This window comes from Pseudomonas sp. P4_B4 (assembly GCF_056402255.1).
The window spans coordinates 34,822-51,733 of sequence record NZ_JBFUHS010000035.1 but is presented as its reverse complement, the minus strand read 5'-3'; the positions used below and the strand labels follow the sequence as shown (position 1 = coordinate 51,733).

Annotated in this window: 18 protein-coding genes; 15 read left to right on the top strand and 3 right to left on the bottom strand. The window is 55.2% G+C overall.

Translation table 11 applies throughout. From position 1 onward, the window contains the following. From AC1DVE_RS26295 to AC1DVE_RS26265, 7 genes are all read left to right on the top strand, one after another. Positions 1-921 (top strand): glycoside hydrolase family 19 protein (locus tag AC1DVE_RS26295; protein WP_477784324.1); only part of this gene is annotated, 921 nt, incomplete at its 5' end. Continuing rightward, positions 906-1,772, top strand: a complete 867-nt coding sequence (locus AC1DVE_RS26290) for a hypothetical protein (protein WP_223533266.1) — start codon at positions 906-908, stop codon at positions 1,770-1,772. The genes AC1DVE_RS26295 and AC1DVE_RS26290, both read left to right, overlap by 16 nt. 392 nt (positions 1,773-2,164) lie before the next feature. Continuing rightward, positions 2,165-2,725 (top strand): hypothetical protein, encoded by a 561-nt coding sequence (locus tag AC1DVE_RS26285; protein ID WP_223533267.1) that lies wholly within the window; start codon positions 2,165-2,167, stop codon positions 2,723-2,725. A gap of 154 nt (positions 2,726-2,879) precedes the next feature. Continuing rightward, entirely contained in the window at positions 2,880-4,082 is a 1,203-nt protein-coding gene (locus tag AC1DVE_RS26280; RefSeq protein ID WP_477784323.1) for a glycoside hydrolase family 19 protein, read from the top strand. Continuing rightward, positions 4,079-4,873 (top strand): hypothetical protein, encoded by a 795-nt coding sequence (locus tag AC1DVE_RS26275; protein WP_223456810.1) that lies wholly within the window; start codon positions 4,079-4,081, stop codon positions 4,871-4,873. Before AC1DVE_RS26280 ends, AC1DVE_RS26275 begins: the two co-directional genes overlap by 4 nt. Further along, positions 4,874-5,026 carry a hypothetical protein gene (locus AC1DVE_RS26270; protein ID WP_223456808.1) on the top strand — a complete coding sequence of 51 codons (153 nt, stop codon included), beginning with the start codon at positions 4,874-4,876 and terminating at the stop codon, positions 5,024-5,026. 199 nt (positions 5,027-5,225) lie between these two features. Further along, entirely contained in the window at positions 5,226-5,918 is a 693-nt protein-coding gene (locus AC1DVE_RS26265) for a hypothetical protein (protein WP_223533269.1), read from the top strand. Between the two features lie 235 nt (positions 5,919-6,153). Here AC1DVE_RS26265 and AC1DVE_RS26260 read toward each other — a convergent pair whose 3' ends face one another. After that, a complete protein-coding gene (locus AC1DVE_RS26260) occupies positions 6,154-6,471 on the bottom strand; it encodes a DUF6124 family protein (RefSeq protein WP_223456804.1) in 318 nt (105 codons plus the stop codon). Between the two features lie 548 nt (positions 6,472-7,019). Here AC1DVE_RS26260 and AC1DVE_RS26255 point away from each other — a divergent pair. The 6 genes from AC1DVE_RS26255 to AC1DVE_RS26230 all read left to right on the top strand — a co-directional run bounded on the left by AC1DVE_RS26255 (position 7,020) and on the right by AC1DVE_RS26230 (position 13,777). Beyond that, positions 7,020-8,135, top strand: a complete 1,116-nt coding sequence (locus AC1DVE_RS26255; RefSeq protein WP_477784322.1) for an ABC transporter ATP-binding protein — start codon at positions 7,020-7,022, stop codon at positions 8,133-8,135. A 39-nt stretch (positions 8,136-8,174) separates the two neighbouring features. Next, positions 8,175-9,317 carry an ABC transporter substrate-binding protein gene (locus AC1DVE_RS26250; RefSeq protein WP_223456800.1) on the top strand — a complete coding sequence of 381 codons (1,143 nt, stop codon included), beginning with the start codon at positions 8,175-8,177 and terminating at the stop codon, positions 9,315-9,317. 31 nt (positions 9,318-9,348) lie between these two features. Next, positions 9,349-10,266: an ABC transporter permease gene (locus tag AC1DVE_RS26245; RefSeq protein ID WP_057715264.1), complete on the top strand. Its 918-nt coding sequence runs from the start codon at positions 9,349-9,351 to the stop codon at positions 10,264-10,266. Between the two features lies 1 nt (position 10,267). Further along, the gene (locus AC1DVE_RS26240; protein ID WP_057715265.1) at positions 10,268-11,095 is read left to right on the top strand and encodes an ABC transporter permease; all 828 of its coding nucleotides are present in this window, start codon (positions 10,268-10,270) and stop codon (positions 11,093-11,095) included. Further along, the gene (locus tag AC1DVE_RS26235) at positions 11,088-12,560 is read left to right on the top strand and encodes an aldehyde dehydrogenase family protein (protein ID WP_223536692.1); all 1,473 of its coding nucleotides are present in this window, start codon (positions 11,088-11,090) and stop codon (positions 12,558-12,560) included. The genes AC1DVE_RS26240 and AC1DVE_RS26235 overlap by 8 nt, the downstream gene beginning before the upstream one ends. Before the next feature lie 449 nt (positions 12,561-13,009). Next, positions 13,010-13,777, top strand: a complete 768-nt coding sequence (locus tag AC1DVE_RS26230; RefSeq protein WP_223456794.1) for a metallophosphoesterase — start codon at positions 13,010-13,012, stop codon at positions 13,775-13,777. Positions 13,778-13,845: 68 nt separating this feature from the next. On the opposite strand, the gene AC1DVE_RS26225 is transcribed toward AC1DVE_RS26230, so the two are convergent. After that, on the bottom strand, positions 13,846-14,868 hold the full coding sequence (locus AC1DVE_RS26225) for a GlxA family transcriptional regulator (protein WP_223456793.1): 1,023 nt from the start codon (positions 14,866-14,868) through the stop codon (positions 13,846-13,848). A 120-nt stretch (positions 14,869-14,988) separates the two neighbouring features. On the opposite strand from AC1DVE_RS26225, the gene AC1DVE_RS26220 reads away from it, so the two are divergent. Together AC1DVE_RS26220 and AC1DVE_RS26215 are read left to right on the top strand one after the other, a co-directional pair. Then, a complete protein-coding gene (locus tag AC1DVE_RS26220) occupies positions 14,989-15,630 on the top strand; it encodes an HD domain-containing protein (RefSeq protein WP_477784321.1) in 642 nt (213 codons plus the stop codon). A gap of 38 nt (positions 15,631-15,668) precedes the next feature. Next, positions 15,669-16,550 carry an NmrA family NAD(P)-binding protein gene (locus AC1DVE_RS26215; protein WP_223456789.1) on the top strand — a complete coding sequence of 294 codons (882 nt, stop codon included), beginning with the start codon at positions 15,669-15,671 and terminating at the stop codon, positions 16,548-16,550. 54 nt (positions 16,551-16,604) lie between these two features. Here the strand turns inward: AC1DVE_RS26215 and AC1DVE_RS26210 are convergent, their stop codons facing one another. Then, positions 16,605-16,805: a YbdD/YjiX family protein gene (locus tag AC1DVE_RS26210; RefSeq protein WP_150814436.1), complete on the bottom strand. Its 201-nt coding sequence runs from the start codon at positions 16,803-16,805 to the stop codon at positions 16,605-16,607. Between the last annotated feature and the right edge of the window lie 107 nt (positions 16,806-16,912).

The window sequence follows — 16,912 nt, the reverse complement described above, 5'->3', positions numbered from 1 at the left end:
CAGAAGTGGGACGCGCTGGACGAGTTGCTCGGCCATAGCGGCTCGACGCCGCATTTGAACTGGTTGGCGGAGAAGCAGCGGATCAAGCAGATAAGTTGGTGGAGTGAGGTGGCGGAGAAAGTGGGGTTGCCGGTGTATGGGAAGGTGTTTCACTTTCATCCGGTGGGGTTGGTGGGACATTTCTCTAGCCAGAAGGCTTATTGTTTTACCTTGGGCATGATGAAAAAAATATATTCGAAGTCAAGCTCATCAATGTTTCCTAGAATGCAAAAAATAATAAATGAATTGAACGAGCATATAGAGCTTTATAAGCTTGACACCGACTTAAGGCGCGCCCATTTTTGGGCACAAGTTACGCACGAAACCGGGGTAAATATCAGCATTGAAGAGTCTTTTATTTATTCAAAACAAGGTTTAATTGGCACATTTGGATATTTCGGACGTCACCCTGACAAAGCAACAGTTTTCGGCTATGCGGATAGTGCTCGCAAGACTATTAATGCTGCTGGTGAAAAAATCACCAGCATAGACCATGAAGAGATAGCAAATCGCGCTTACGGAGGCCTGCTTGGAAATGGAGATTATTTCACTGGTGATGGTTGGAAATACAGAGGTCGTGGCCTCAAGCAACTAACTGGTAGAAGCAACTACAACAAATTCAATAAATGGCATAAAAAACACTGGCCCAATGATCCAATAGACTTTGTCGAGAATCCAAATTCACTCCTTGAGGCGAAATATGCAGTAAGGTCTGCAGCTTACTTTTGGATAGATAATCACCTATATAACATCGCAGACTCCGGAGCAACAAGCAATGCTGTTGACAGGATGACCGAGATTATAAACAAACACACGCATAGCTATCCCGAACGCCGAGAAAACTTCGAAAAAATATGGAGAGAAAAATGGCTTATCCAATAAAAAAACCACAGGCTTTTTTCTTCGCGGAACTGAGCAACACACCCAAACATCTGCTTACCTTTAAAACATCAGACACTCTACGTCTTTTTCTGAGAGGCAGAAACTCGCTTATTGCGATAACTCTTCTATTCACATCAATTAATATTCGCGCGGACTGGTACGTAATTGACAACTACAAAGGCAGCATTGGACCTTATCAGATTCATATCTCTCTTCAGAAATACGACGACTATGGCAGCGGTCAAAATATAAGGGGGAGCTATTATTATGACAAGCATCTCGCTTCAATCCCTTTGTACGGGCGATACAGTTCATCATCGATTGAGCTATGTGAGATTCACAATAATAGAGAATATGAAACATACCTGAATCTAGGGCGAAATGACGGATTTAATATGCATTCCTGTTCGTTCAAATTGACAAAAAACGGAGATGACCTTGTCGGTGTCTGGCAAGGCGAAAAAAAAAGCTACGAAGTACTATTGAAACACACCAGCTCATTCGATAGCGAACGCAAGCAGAAAATCACTACAGAAAAAATCGAAATCCCTTTCTGGGGTCAAACTCCCGCACATGGCTTTATTGGTATTTACCAAGAAGATGAAAATGGAGCTTATATAAACAAAGTAAATATCATAGACAAAACGACCGGAGAGATCGTGCAGACTTTCAATCCTCAGTTACATGGATGTGATTTTGGATTTTTTATGACCACCATATATCAGAATATCGAAAGCAAAAAGGAGCGCTCGCAGGTTCGACTTAACTGCTACAGTACTAAATCCGATATCTTTTCGGATTACAGGTATGACAGTGAAAATCATCGATATTTATTTATCGACAATCAGTAATATTAGAGGTCGCGGCCGCATCCACTTGATATGAAAAAATAATTACCGAAAATTCTCAGACTTGCTGTCTTTTGACTTTGTTTCAAATCCAGACGCTGCGGCAAAATCCGAGTACTCCAGACCTATTATGATTATCGGCATGACTGAAGGAATTTTCACAGAAAAGAAACTGACCAACTACTTAAATATCAATAGAGTGGAATACTCGCCGGCAAGAAAGATCATAAATGGCAACGACGAAAAAGTGTTGACTGCCTCCTATGCAAAAAAATTTGAGGTCATTCAAAAACAGACATCTAAGTTATCTATGGAGTTTTAACATGACTAAACAGAGCCCCCTATCCAGAAAGAAAAATGCATTTCGCTCGCATTTGGAATGAAGGATTCCTTCAATGATTAAGACTATAAACTTATACCTCCTGACTTCATTGATCATAGGGGAAGCTGCTTGGGCGAAAGACCCTTATGTCGATATTGATACCACGATGTGTAGAGCGGGAGAAACAATATACATAAGTTGCGCATTGGATGGCGGTCCTGATGAGCATGATTATGATGGCCCAGTGGCTTCTATATGCGCTAAAAATAACGTTTCGCCCGAGACCGGTTATGTGCAATATCGCTATGGACTGCCAATTGATGGAAGGCAAGCACAAAAATTGGAAATGCAATTTCCAGAGAAAAAAAGCCCTCCCAAAGAAAAATTTAAAATCTATGAATCCAATAATCTTGAAAGCGTTGCAGTAGCATTGCGCTTCACAAACGGAAAATACACTTACTCATTTGAAAGTTACGGGCTTGGAGGCTACAAAGTCGTTGCCAGGGAGAGTGACAGAGAGGTGTTTAGTAAGAGCTGCACTTTACCCGGAGTAAATTACTTGGTCGACAAAGCCTATCAAGGAATAGAACGTATAAATTTTGATCAGCAGAAAATCCCTGGTACCAACGAATAAAATTCACTACATGGGGGGATTTTTTGTAACGTCATCACCTAGACCAAGAAATTTGACGACATTATCTCCTGGGGTGGCCAACCGTCGATTTATTTCAACCTCGATGGCAACTTGCCGAGCATTGGCGAGGTACTGAAGGCCTAGGCCAAAAAAGGTGTCGATACTCGAGCGCTGGGTTGGGATATTCGACGGTTGTGAATTGCTCAGGTCCTCGGAAGGCTACGACATCATCTACGACTACGGCACGCCYCGACATGCCCTCGCCTCGTTCTTCAGCAACATCCGCCARTTCAACGAAACGCAACTCGAACGCTACCGCCYCATGGCCGACGCWGAAGACAAGGGACCGGTAAAGAGCCGCCTCTTCGACATCATCGACCGCAACCGCGACGGCAAAATGACCGCCGAGGAACTGCAGGCAGCCATCCGCCTGCCGGCCCATGCGCAATCGATATCGGAACTGATCATTCACAAGGAAAGTGAGTGGTATCACCAGTCACAGAAGTGGGACGCGCTGGATGAGTTGCTCGGCCATAGCGGCTCGACGCCGCATTTGAACTGGTTGGCGGAGAAGCAGCGGATCAAGCAGATAAGTTGGTGGAGTGAGGTAGCGGAGAAAGTGGGGTTGCCGGTGTATGGGAAGGTGTTTCACTTTCATCCGGTGGGGGTGAGTGGATTGCTCAACACGACTGAAAGAAGAATTACTGTGGAACTGTTAGAAAAAGTCACGGGGAAATCTGGCAATTGGTTTACGGGACGAGGAGGTGGACGCAACTTTATTAACGAATTCAAGGCGAGATATCCATTAATACACAAACATGACAAGTATGAATTTGTTGCTAGTTTAAATAAAGCTTTTGAGAGATATCAAATTACAAGCCCGCACCAACAAGCACATTTTATTGCTCAGTGTTTTCACGAGTCAGCGGGCTTCGAAACAACTGTAGAATTTGCGTCAGGTGAGCAGTACGACCCTGGCAGGCATGTCAATGCTGCAGCCAGCGGGAATACGGAAATCGGTGATGGCCCTAGATATAAAGGAAGAGGTCTAATTCAGCTCACTTGGAAAAATAATTATGCAGCTTACTCGAGCTACAGAGGAGTTGACTTTGTACGCTCGCCAAACTTAATTGCCGAAAACATGTTTGATGCCATAGATGTTTCATGTTGGTACTGGCGGCACAACGGCGCGGTAAGTAGACGACACAATGCACGTGGAAACATTAACATCCTTATAGACAACGAGCCCGACAATGTCAGGCTCGTTACGTTGGCGGTAAATGGTGGTGATAATGGACTGCATGAACGAGTAAAAATATACGAAGCGATTAGAGAAGAGTGGGGATTAAATAAATGAACACCATGAAACCGGTATTAACTGCTGGACTTTCACTGGCGCTATGCTTTCTTTCTTTTGGGGTTAATGCTGACCCTTCTCTGCCTATTCTAAAAATTGATAATCGCACACCTCTTGCGATTTCGGTTTCTTTGCAAGGGATTCCTTATTCATTGCCGCCACCTACTAATTTCATGAGGCAAATCGAAGGGATTTATAGCAATGTTTATATTGAGGATTTAGATGGAGATGGAATAGGAGAAGTAATTTTTCGTCTAGAAGGAGACAGCATCAATATCTGCTATAAGGTATTGCAATACAGAGCCGCCAGCAATTCTTTAGATGAATTAATTTTCGATGATGGGGCTTTGTGTAATTTTAGAATCGGAGGTGATTATATCACCAGCTCCTACAGGGATGGCTCGACATGGAGTGAATATTTATATCACATTAGAGATGGGGTAGTTAAGCTTGAGATTCTAGATAGTTGCGTTGGGTGTGGAGAAATAAAGAGAGAGGTGTATCACCCGGATGGGTCAATTACTCGGCTTTTGGTTTCCGATAATGTTGATCATGAGCGTAGAACTCCATTGAGCGCTACGGTTTCATCATTTAAAGCCGTTATTTTTTCTTCGCCAGAGGCTGCAAGGTATACAAAAAAATATTTAGTCCAAGGAGACGAGGTCACACTGCTCGACTTTTTCAAAGACGATGATGGTTCGGATTGGATTGAATTTAGGTTTTCGGGGGTGGCAGTGACCGAAGGATGGTTAAAATGCAGTGACCTAGATAATTGCGAGAATATCAAGTAAATGTTCTCACCGCTGATCACCCACACAGAAAGTAAGTGGAATCAACAGCCACAGAAGTGGGAGGCGCTGGATGAGTTACTCGACCATAGCGGCTCGACGCCGCATTTGAACTGGCTGGCGGAGAAAAAGCGGATCAAGCAATTGATTTGTTAGGGGGACGAGGCGGACAGCGAGGGGTTGCCGGTGCAGGGTAAGGTGTTTCACTTTCATCCGGCGGGGTTGGATGGACAGTTGGCGAAGCTAGGTAGTCCAATTGATGTGGATGAGCTTTTAATGCAATACGAGAAGACACATACGCACTTCTCGCCTGCCATTTTAAAGCAGACATCAAAATTTTCCATGGAGTTTTAACATGACTAAATACTTTCCCCTACTCCTATCGCTACTACTTCTAGCCTGTTCAAAAGCTGCATCTAGAGAAATAGTGAGCGGGCAAACTCCGAGAAGTATCATACTGCGCGATAGCAATAGCGAAGTGATCTACAAGAATATAGTTGGCGACAAAGAAGGTTTCGACCGAAAACTAATAACCATAAATGACTCCCCTGCACTGCGCGCGAGTGCTAGATATAAGTTCTACTACACTCTGACACCTAAGGAGAACGAGATACTAATTGACTGCGCCTACTTTGACGTACGAAATATTTATAATGGCGCCAGAGTATCCACCGCTATATGCGGGCTAAATACACAACTTACCGAGAACTACGATGAGATTGCGCAGGATTATTCAAATACATGGAGAGAGTCATTTTTTTCATTTGACACTAAAGAGATATTTGAGACTGGTATTGGGAAAGATTTTTTCCTGGGAAAAATAGGAGAAATTGAAATCTTTGATAGATACCCATCAGCAAACTCACTAGAAAACTCAGCACCTCAAAAAATCATTAAAAGCCGCTCTGGGTGCTTTAATTTTGCAGATGCTGTTGGGTTTCTGGTTTTTATCAACAAAGATAAGCCCACTCTCCATTACCTTGATGTGCTTCGTTCTGAAGATCCGGTGCGACTTCAAAGAATACAGGAGCAGGATCTAAAAAAATAGCGGTGGAAAAATGTACGTGACGTTTCAGCGTAAATTTTAAACTCAACGAAACGCAACTCGAACGCTACCGCCCCATGGCCGACGCTGAAGACAAAGGACCGATCAAGAGCCGACTGTTCGACATCTTCGACTGCAACTCTCTGAGCTGCCACAGGCTGCGATCCCTTTGTCTTGATTCTCGGCAATCCCAAGCAAATCTAGAAAAGATCACAGCTTTCGGCAGCTCGGGTCGCGATTATTCAGGTGGGTCGAGTTGATCCAGTGCGCGGTTTACCGCCAGTTCACCCAGCATGATCACCTGCGCAATACCCAACAGCGCATTGCGGTTCGTCCCTTCCAGATGATCCACCAGATCGTTGGCCATGACATTGGCCGACGCCAGCGATTCACAGGCATGCACCAGCAAGGTTTCAGTGTTGAGTTCGGGATTGACGATGAACATCGTGCCGGGCTTGCGCGGCATCGCCATGATGTGGGGGCCGGGATTGAGATCGTGGCTTTCGTATGGGGATGCCGGATCGGTGTCCGGGGGATTGGGTGTGACCTTGAACATGGAATGAACCTCTAGCGCGAATAGTAAAGAGCCATCACCCTCGCTACCAAACGAAGGGTGGCGGCCACACGCGGGTTGGTAGACCGGTCGCACTAGAACCCGGCGCCCGCAAGGGAGCCCCGCGCATGACCACCATATAAAACACAGTCCCAAAAAATGACTGCATCAAGGTGGCGCAATGCGCCTAGAACGAAGACGGGCTACCAAACCCGATCGCTGTTTTCCAGCGACCGACAAACGATAAAACCCACCCCCAAGGCGCACAAGCCGGCGGATTCTGGCGTACCTGTAGGCAACGACGCAAGGTGTTGTAGCTTGCGGGAAGTAACGCTTACAGCGCTTAAACGCGCACGTTTAAACAGTACTGAATGATTGGATTCAAGCAACCTGCCAGCGCTGAAATCATGATGGAAATACAGGAAACATCCGACGTACTTTTACGTTGAGCCTGCCCCCTCCTATCCCCCAAGGGATATATACACCGCAAAACCCCGATTGCTAGTTTGGCCCCCGACGCACTGATTCATCACTGCAAGGGAGCCCGCCTCGTGAACAACACCCCGTCAAGCGATATCGAATTCTGCAATGTGGTCAAACGCTATGGCGAGGTGCAGGCCGTCAGCGGTCTGGATTTCGCGGTGCGGCGTGGCTCGTTTCATTCCTTTCTCGGCGGCTCGGGCTGTGGCAAGACCACCACCCTGCGCATGATCGCCGGCTTCGAACAGCCCACCAGCGGCGAGGTTCGCCTAGCCGGTAAAAGTGTGGCCGGTGTGCCGGCGTTCGAGCGGCCGGTGAACATGGTGTTCCAGCATTACGCGCTGTTCCCGCATTTGACCGTGGCGCTGAACATCGCCTACGGCCTGCGCTATCGCACCCCGCGCCCGGACAAAAAGCAGCAACTGCGCATGGCCGATGAAGCACTGGAGATGGTGCGCCTGAGCGGCTTTGGCCAGCGCAAGCCGAGTGAACTGTCCGGCGGCCAGCAACAACGTGTCGCCCTCGCCCGCGCCTTGGTCAACAAGCCAACGGTGTTGCTACTCGACGAGCCGCTGGCCGCGCTGGACCGCAAGCTGCGCAAGGAGATGCAATCGGAACTGCTGCGCTTGCAACGCGAGGTCGGCATCACCTTCGTGCTGGTTACCCACGACCAGGAAGAAGCCCTATCGATGAGCGACAGCATCAGCGTGATGCACAACGGTTCGATCATCCAGACCGCCACCCCGGAACAACTCTACGAAGCCCCGGCCAGCCGCTACGTGGCTGATTTTATCGGCGAGTCCAACCTGTTCGACGGCACTGTGCGCCAGCTCAACGGCAACTCGGTGGTACTGCGTACCGAGCAAGGGCTGGAGCTGACCAGCCCGCTGACACCTACCGGCAAAGGCCTGAGCGCCAACGCCGCCGGTTGCATTGCGGTGCGGCCGGAGCTGATCAGCATCGCCGGGGCCAACGCCGAGATGACCCGGGAAGTGAAGCTGCCGGGCTGCGTCGAAGATCGCATCTACCTGGGCAATTCCACCGAGTACCGCGTGCGCACCCAGGCCTTCGGCGTGGTCTGCGTGCGGGTGCCGCGCCAGCAGGACCATGGCGCCAATGCATTCGAACACGGCGCGCCAGTGCGCGTCGGCTGGGATCACGCCAATGGCCTGGCCATGGCGTTGTAAATCATCGATTCGTTTCATCAACCGGATGTGGAGCGTGCTATGGACCAGAAGACTTTTATAAAAACCTTGCGCAGCTGGCAGAACGGCTCGATCAGTCGCCGCGAGTTCCTTGGCCGCACGGGCCTTGGGATCGCCGCCGCCGTGGTCGCCACCAACATGCCCGGCCTGCTGACCTCCACCGCCGAGGCTGCCGAGCAAACCAAACTCGGTGATCGCCTGTCGCTGGCGACCTGGCCGAACTATCACAGCCAGGAAAACCTAGACACCTTCGGCAAGACCACCGGCGCCCGGGTGTCGATGAGCGTGTTCGGTTCCAACGAAGAAATGCTCGCCAAATTGCAGGCCGGCGGCAGTGGCTGGGACGTGCTGGTGCCGACCAACTACACCATCAGCACCTACGTCGGCCTGGGGCTGATCGAGCCGCTGGACCTGTCGCGCATTCCCAACTTCGACGCCTCGGCGTTCCAGCAGAAGTTCATGGCCCAGGGCACGGTGGACGGCAAGGTCTATGCGGTGCCGAAAAACTGGGGCACCACCGGCATGCTCTACGACGCCGGCAAGCTGAAAAACGGCCCTGCCAGCTGGAAGGAATTCTGGGCCGCCGCCCAAGGCCCGGCGAGCGGCCGCACGATGGTCCACGACTACCAGTTGACCGCCATCGGCAACGCGCTGAAGAGCTTCGGCTACAGCTTCAACTCCCTGGACCCGAAAGAACTGGCCGACGCGGAAAAGCTGCTGATCGAGGTCAAGCCACACCTGTTCGCGATCAACTCCGACATTCAGCCATCGATGCGCAGCGGCGATGCCTGGCTGGCGATGTCCTGGACCGGCGACGCCTCGCAACTGCACCGCGATAACGCGCAAATGCAGTTCGAACTGGGCAAGGAAGGTGGCGAGCTGTGGAGCGACTTCTTCGCGATTCCGAAAAGCTCGGAGCACAAGGACGCCGCCTACGCCTTCATCAACTACCTGCTCGATCCGCAGCACAACAAGCTCGAAGTGCTGAGCCACGGCTACCCGAGCGGCGACAAGCGTGTCGACGCGCTGCTGCCGGTGGCGATGCTCGACGATCCGATCATGTACCCGGCCGCCGAGGCCCTGAGCCCGCTGGAGTTCGGTGCCGCCGCGACGTTGACCAGCCCGGCCCGCGCCGAACTGATGGCGCGTTTCAAGTCCGCCTGATCGCTTGACCATGGCCAATGAGGAGTCACCCATGAATGCCGCCGCCCACCCGCAAACGGTGCAGCCGGGCCATGCCCTGTCGGTCGAGGTTCGCCAACGGCGCAGCCTCGGCCGGCGCATCACCCTGCTGATGCTCTTGCCTTCGACCCTGTGGTTCTTGCTGCTGTTGTTGATGCCACTGGTGATCATCCTGGTCTTCAGTTTTGGCGAGCGCAGCGCTGTGGGCGGTTACGCCGGTGGCTTCACCCTGGCCAACTACCTGAACCTCGGTTCTCGCGGCGCGGCATTCAGCAACACGCTGATGCTCGCGCCGCTGGGCACCCTGGTGTGCCTGGTGGCGGCGTATCCATTGGCGTACTTCCTTGCGGTCAAAGTCACAAGGAACCGCTCGCTGTTGCTGACCCTGGTGATCGTGCCGTTCTGGACCAGTTTTTTGATCCGCACCTATGCGTGGATTTTCATCCTCAGCGGCAAAGGCATCCCGGCGCTGCTGGCCAGCCTGGGTCTTGAGGATGTGCGGCTGATCAACACGCCGTGGGCGGTGCTGATCGGCATCGTCTACGGCTACCTGCCGCTGATGGTGTTCCCGATCTACGTCAGCCTGGAAAAACTCGACAAGCGCCTGCTCGAAGCCTCGGCGGACCTGGGCGCCAGTGCCTTCGAAAGCTTCCGCCGGATCACCCTGCCACTGTCCGCGCCGGGGATCATCACCGGGGTGATGCTGGTGTTCATCCTGCTGATGGGCGAGTTCCTGATCCCGGCCATTCTCGGCGGCGGCAAGGTGTTCTTTGTCGGCAACGCGCTGGTCGACCTGTTCCTGCAATCGCGCAACTGGCCGTTCGGCAGTGCGCTGGCCATGACGTTGGTGGCGATGATGCTGCTGATCATCGGCGTGTACTTGAAACTGGTGGCGCGCTACGGCGGCCGCCCTGCCGACGGAGGCCTGTGACATGTGGTTGCGCAGCTATTCGACCTCGCTGTACCTGTTTCTCTACGCGCCGATTGCCTTGATCGTGCTGTTCAGCTTCAACGCCGGGCGCAGTGGCCTGGCGTTCCAGTGCTGCTCGGTGCAATGGTTCGGCACCGCGTTCGGCAACCCGTTCATCATGGAAGCACTGGGCAACAGCGCGCTGATCGCCTTCAGTTCAGCGGTGATAGCCACGCTGTTCGGCACCCTGGCGGTGTTCGGCTTGCAGCGCTGCGGCGCCAAAGTGCGCATGCTGTTCGATGCGTTGACCTACTGCGCGATCATCGTGCCGGGCATCGTCATCGGCATCTCGACGCTGATTGCGTTCATCAGCCTGTTCGACCTGATCAACCCGCTGCTGGCGAGCTGGCTGCCGACTGTGCCGAAGCTGAACATGGGGTTCTTCACCGTGATCGCCGCGCATTCGTTGTTTACCATGGCCCTGGTGATGGTGATCGTTCGCAGTCGCGTCGACTCCTTGGACAAGGCCCTGCTGGAAGCCTCGGCGGATCTGTACGCGCCACCGATGGACACCTTCTGGCGGGTGACCCTGCCGCAAATCAGCCCGGCGATCATGGCCGGGTTCCTGCTGGCCTTCACCTTCAGCTTCGACGATTTCATCATCGCGTTCTTCGTCGCCGGTTCCGAAACGACGCTGCCGATCTACATCTTTTCCTCCATCCGCCGCGGCGTGACGCCGGAGATCAACGCGATTTCCACGGTGATCATCTGCGTGTCGCTGGCCCTGCTGTTCACTTCCCGCCATCTGCAAAACCGCCGTACCGGCGTCCAGGAGTCACACCATGCGTGATCAGCTCTACATCAACGGCGAATGGGTCAGCCCGGACCTGGGCGGTTATCTGGACGTGATCGATCCGGCTACCGAACAGGTCTTCCACCGCGTGGCGGCAGGCACTGAAGAGGATGTCGACCATGCCGTGCGTGCGGCCCGGCGTGCCTTCGACAATGGCTGGGGCCAGACCAGCGGCGCCGAGCGCGGGCAATGGCTGGAGGCGCTGGCCGATGAACTGGAAAGTGGTCAGCAGGCGCTGGCAGAACTGGAAGTGCTCGACAATGGCAAGCCGTTGCCCGAAGCGCAGTGGGACATTGGCGATGCGATTGGTTGCTTCCGGTACTACGCCGGGTTGGCCCGTGAACTGGATCAACAGCAGGACCAACCGCTGCCCCTGCCGGACGCGCGCTTTCGCTGCCGCATCCGCCACGAACCGATTGGCGTGGCCGGGCAGATCATTCCCTGGAACTACCCGCTGCTGATGGCCGCGTGGAAGGTCGCGCCAGCCTTGGCCGCCGGGGCCACAGTGGTGTTGAAACCGTCTGAACTGACGCCGCTGACCGCCCTGGAACTGGCCGCCGCCGCCGATCGTATCGGCTTGCCGGCCGGGGTATTGAACGTGGTCACCGGCCTCGGCGCCGACGCCGGCAGCCCGCTCACCGAGCATCCGGGAGTGGACAAACTGGCCTTCACCGGCAGTGTGCCCACCGGGGCGAAAATCATGTCGGCGGCGGCGCGGGACATCAAGAACATCAGCCTGGAACTGGGGGGCAAGTCTGCGTTCATCGTGTTCGACGACACCGATGTCGAAGCCGCTGTGGAGTGGATTCTGTTCGGGATTTTCTGGAACCAGGGTCAGGTGTGCAGCGCCACGTCACGCCTGCTGGTGCAGGAAACCATCGCCCCGCGCCTGATCGAACGGCTGGTGGAAGAAACCCGCAAGATCAGCATTGGCCCGGGCATGCAGCCCGGCGTGCTGCTCGGGCCGCTGGTCAGTCAGGGCCAGTACGACAAGGTACTCGGTTTCATCGACCAGGGCCTGGCCAGCGGCGCCCGTTTGCTCACCGGCGGACGGCGACCGGCGCATCTGGCCGAAGGGTATTTCATTGAGCCGGCAATCTTCGACGAACCGGGGCACAGCAGCATCTTGTGGCGCGAAGAAGTGTTCGGCCCGGTGCTGTGCATCAAGCGCTTCAAGACCGAAGAGCAAGCGCTGCAAATGGCCAACGCCAGCCGCTTCGGCCTGGCCGCCGCCGTGATGAGCGCCGATTTGCAGCGCACCGCCCGGGTCGCCAACCAGCTGCGCGCCGGGATCGTCTGGGTCAACTGCTCGCAACCGACCTTCGTCGAAGCGCCCTGGGGCGGGATGAAACACAGCGGCATCGGCCGGGAACTGGGGCAATGGGGGTTGCACAATTATCTTGAGGTCAAGCAGGTGACCGAGTACGTCAGTGACCAGCCGTGGGGGTGGTACTTGAAGTAAACGGGTCGACCTTTTCGCGAGCAGGCCGACCGCCTCGCTTTTGCTTTTGCTTTTGCTTTTGCGGTGAACGCCCCCTCGTGAGGCCGAGCGCAGGTTCTGCGCAGTGGGCAACCCGGCATGGATGCCGGGTTAGCCGCCGCCGGCCATGGATGGCCGATGGCGGCGGGCCCACGGAGCAGGACCGGAGCGAGGGCATGCCGAGCCACAGCGAGGCACCGAACGTCAGGGGCAAAGCGCTTTGGTTACTTTCGCGCTCTTCGAAAGTGACCCGCCGTAAGGGCGGAACCATAAGCGGCAGTTACCGCAGAAACGGATATGTATCGGCTGTGAGCACCGCATCGGCGTACACCCGTTCCCACATTTGTTTTGCTGACCAGCAGGCTTGTGACAACGGGTTATCAACGCGTAACTTGATTGACCTGCCCTTCAACACACGCCGGAGTTGATCCATGCGCATCGCCTTGCTGTCCGACATGCACCTGTCCGTCAACGCGATCCCTTTTCCCGCCGTGGATGCCGATATTGTCGTGCTCGCCGGAGACATCGCCCGGCCGGCCAAGGCCATCGAGTGGGCCAGAGCGTGCCCGGTTCCACTGCTGTACGTGGCAGGCAATCACGAGTTTTATGGCAGTGACCTGATCTCCACCTACGAACAGTTGAACAGCCTGGCGCAAGGCACGCAGATCCACATTCTGGAACGTTCGGAGTACATCCACGACGGCGTGCGTTTTCTCGGCTGCACCTTGTGGTCTGACTATCGCCTGCTCGACAGCCCGGAAGATCGGGCGCTGGGCATCGATCTGGCGACCCAGCTGATCCGTGACTTCAGCCACATCAGGATTGCCCCCGATTTCCCTGACCTGTTCACGCCGGCCATTTCCCAGCTGGTGTTTCTGCAGACGGTCGCCTGGCTGCAAGACTGCTTCACCCGCGACAGCAGCACGCCCACGGTGGTGGTCTCGCATTTCGCCCCGACGCGGTCGAGCATCAGCCCGACGTTTACCGGTTCGCCGATCAACTCAAGCTTTGTCTCGGACCTCGAAGCGCGGATCAAACACTGGCAGCCGGCACTGTGGCTGCATGGCCACACCCATGGCAGCTTTGACTATCGAGTAGGCAACACCCGCGTGGTCTGCAACCCCCGGGGCTATGCCAAAAATGGCATCAATGAAAATCCTGATTTCGATGAGGCTTTCGTGATCGATCTGGAGTTCTGAGGCAATCCTCAAATTGCCAGTTCCAGCGCATCGAACAGCTCGACATCCTCCGAAAGCCTCGGGCGCCCCTACCCCGCGTCTGGCGCGAAACGTTGCGCGTACTCCCTGGGACTCACGCCAAGGCGCCGGACGAACACCTTCCTCAGTACGTCAACGCTGTGATAACCGCATCGGCGTGCGACCTCCTCCATCGACCGTCCGCCCAGTTCAAGCTCCCGGCAGGCCGCTTCCAGCCGAACGTCTTCAACGTACTTGGCCGGGGTGGTCTGCAATTCCCGCTGGAAGATGCGTATCAAGGTTCTGACGCTGGTGGCAAAGCGGTCTGCCAGAATTTCCACGGTCAGCTGCGAACTCAGGTGCTCACTGATCCAGTGGCACAGCTCATCCAGATTTGAACCGGGCACCTGCTGCGATTGCAGGGCGACACTGAACTGCGCCTGCCCACCGGGACGGCGCAGGAACAGCACCAGGTTTTTCGCGATGTCCAGCGCGACGTCATCCCCCAGGTCTTCGCTGACCAGCGCCAAGGCAAGGTCGATGCCCGCCGAGATGCCGGCCGAGGTATAGACGTTGCCGTCCTTGATCCAGATCGGATTCGGATCGACCTGCACCTTGGGATAACGCTCGGCAAGATCGCGTGCCATGCGCCAGTGCGTCGTCGCCCGGCGCCCGTCCAGCAGCCCTGCGTCCGCCAGGGCAAAGGCGCCGACACAGATCGAGCACACCCGTCGCACGCTTTCGGACCTTGTGCGAACCCATTCGATGGCCGCCCCGTCCAGTTGATCGATGGCTTGCCAGCCTGTCGCCACGATCAGCGTGTCGATTGCCTTGTTGGCATGCCGCTCGTGCTCAAGGGTCGCGTGCGCCACGAGCCCGATGCCGGTGCTGCTCGCCATCTGCGGCTCGCCACCGGCGCAGACCAGCTCAAGTACATAGGGCGCGAATGCTCCGTCGTGCAGATTGTTCGCCAGGGAAAACACCTCGGCCGGGCCGATCACATCGAGCCCGTCCACGGGGGGCAGGCCCAATATCACGACGCGTTTTGGCGTACGGCCAATCGATGGACCGCCGGATTTCGTCTTGCTGGTCACGGCTGACTCCTGCGCGTACAAAGCGCCATATTGGCACAAATCATCCGTAAATAGTCAATTGTGCCATCCGCCAAATCCCTAGAGTGAACGGCAAGTCCACTTCATCCCTCGGGAGGCAACATGCATACACCCATCAACATCGGCGGCTTCAGCGCTCCGGACTCCGAGCTCGCCCGCAAAGCGGCTTCGCTCGTGGAGCGTGTCCACTCCAAGGCGCTGCTGCATCACGTACACCGGACATGGTGGTTTGCCGAATTCCTTGGCCAGCGTCGGGGCTCTAAGTATGACCGTGAAGCGGTCTACCTCGCCGCACTGCTGCACGACTTCGGGCTGACGCCCGAGTTTGCCGCCGACCAGCGCTTTGAAGTCGATGGCGCCGATGCCGCCAGTCGTTTTCTGCGGGCAAACGGGTATCCGCAGGCGAAAGCCGAACAGGTCTGGGATGCGATTGCCCTGCACTCCAGCGCCGGCATCGCCGACCGCAAACAGCCGGAAATCGCCCTGATCTATCTGGGCGCCCATGTCGACGTCATGGGGCTGCATCTGGATGAAATCACCCCGTCTCTGGTCGACGACACGCTTGCGCTCTACCCCCGCATCGGCATGAAGGCGGCCTTTACCCAAGCCATTGCCGAGGTGGCCAGGAAGAAACCCCATACGGCCATCGGCACCGGGCTCGCGGATGTCGGACGTCGCCATATCCATGGCTTCGACTGCCCGAATGTCTGCGACCTGATCGACAACGCCCCCTTCGACAGCTGATCCACGCCAATTCGTTTATTACAGTGGGAGAATCCACCTTGCAGCCACGCCAATACCTCATCACCGGCGCCACCGGTAAAACCGGTGTCTACACCGTTCGCCACCTGATCAATGAAGGCCATGCAGTGCGGGCTTTCGTGCACCAACTGGACGAGCGCAGTGCCGCCTTGCAAAGCGAGGGCGCCGAAATTTTCGTTGGCGACCTGCTTGAGCATGACGACATCCTGCGTGCCATGGAGGGCATGACAGGCGCGTACCTGTGCTACCCGGTTCGTCCCGGCTACATTCAGGCGACCGCCTACTTTGCCGATGCCGCACGCCGCGCAGGCGTCGAGGTGGTGGTGGAAATGTCGCAGATTTCCGCCCGAGAAGACTCGCTGAGCCACGCCGCCCGCGACCACTGGATCGCCGAGCGTGTACTCGACTGGTCGGGCGTGCCCACTGTGCACATTCGCCCGACGTTCTTTTCCGAATGGCTAATTTTCCCTTGGGTGCTGGATCAGATCGTCAAGGAAAACAAGATAACGCTGCCGTACGGTAGCGGGCGGCACGCACCGATTGCCGCCGAGGATCAGGCCCGTGTGATCGCCAGGCTCCTGACCCAGCCGTCCGGTCATATCGGCAAGACCTACCCGCTGTGCGGCCCCGTCGAACTGAGCCATCAGCAAATTGCCGAGGAAATCAGCGCCATCGTCGGCCGCACCATTACCTACAGCCCGTCGACGCTGGAGGAGTATCGCCAGCACCTGCAGACCTACGATCTGCCGGAATTTGTCATCCAGCACTTCCTGGCAGTCGCTGTCGATTACCAGAACGGAATCTTTTCAGGAGTGGATGGCGTGATTGGACAAGTCACCGGTCAAGCACCGCAAACGGTGGCTGACTTCGTACAGGCCAATCGCCAATTGTTCGAACAGTGACCGTGGCGAGCGTATGCGTCGTGTTCTTTTGAACCGCGCGTACGCCCAACGCCCTCAACAGCACCGCGTATTACATTTCCCCCGGCCAAAACGCGCTTCCTGGCGTTCACGGAAAAACATCTCATAACTCATGACAGGCTCGCCCGGACGGTTGCGGGCCATTTGTGCCACGTAGTTGTCGTACTCGGGAACGCCCACCATCAATCGGGCGCTCTGACTGAACAATCTGGCGACCTGCTGCAGTTTGCGGAACATGGCTGATCTCTCTGTGAGCGTGGGACCTGGCCCATGAAACCGCGCTGATGTATCTGCAATGTGTCCACATCAGGCGCCTTTGTATGTTCAAGTATCCAGGCTCGCGC

What these genes read in the sequence shown, in the direction of transcription:
- AC1DVE_RS26250 (WP_223456800.1), top strand. Translation starts at nt 8,175, where the DNA reads ATGGACCAGAAGACTTTTATAAAAACCTTGCGCAGCTGGCAGAACGGC.
- AC1DVE_RS26245 (WP_057715264.1), top strand. Translation starts at nt 9,349, where the DNA reads ATGAATGCCGCCGCCCACCCGCAAACGGTGCAGCCGGGCCATGCCCTG.
- AC1DVE_RS26270 (WP_223456808.1), top strand. Translation starts at nt 4,874, where the DNA reads ATGTTCTCACCGCTGATCACCCACACAGAAAGTAAGTGGAATCAACAG.
- AC1DVE_RS26265 (WP_223533269.1), top strand. Translation starts at nt 5,226, where the DNA reads ATGACTAAATACTTTCCCCTACTCCTATCGCTACTACTTCTAGCCTGT.
- AC1DVE_RS26275 (WP_223456810.1), top strand. Translation starts at nt 4,079, where the DNA reads ATGAACACCATGAAACCGGTATTAACTGCTGGACTTTCACTGGCGCTA.
- AC1DVE_RS26230 (WP_223456794.1), top strand. Translation starts at nt 13,010, where the DNA reads ATGCGCATCGCCTTGCTGTCCGACATGCACCTGTCCGTCAACGCGATC.
- AC1DVE_RS26210 (WP_150814436.1), bottom strand. Translation starts at nt 16,805, where the DNA reads ATGTTCCGCAAACTGCAGCAGGTCGCCAGATTGTTCAGTCAGAGCGCC.
- AC1DVE_RS26260 (WP_223456804.1), bottom strand. Translation starts at nt 6,471, where the DNA reads ATGTTCAAGGTCACACCCAATCCCCCGGACACCGATCCGGCATCCCCA.
- AC1DVE_RS26220 (WP_477784321.1), top strand. Translation starts at nt 14,989, where the DNA reads ATGCATACACCCATCAACATCGGCGGCTTCAGCGCTCCGGACTCCGAG.
- AC1DVE_RS26240 (WP_057715265.1), top strand. Translation starts at nt 10,268, where the DNA reads ATGTGGTTGCGCAGCTATTCGACCTCGCTGTACCTGTTTCTCTACGCG.
- AC1DVE_RS26285 (WP_223533267.1), top strand. Translation starts at nt 2,165, where the DNA reads ATGATTAAGACTATAAACTTATACCTCCTGACTTCATTGATCATAGGG.
- AC1DVE_RS26290 (WP_223533266.1), top strand. Translation starts at nt 906, where the DNA reads ATGGCTTATCCAATAAAAAAACCACAGGCTTTTTTCTTCGCGGAACTG.
- AC1DVE_RS26235 (WP_223536692.1), top strand. Translation starts at nt 11,088, where the DNA reads ATGCGTGATCAGCTCTACATCAACGGCGAATGGGTCAGCCCGGACCTG.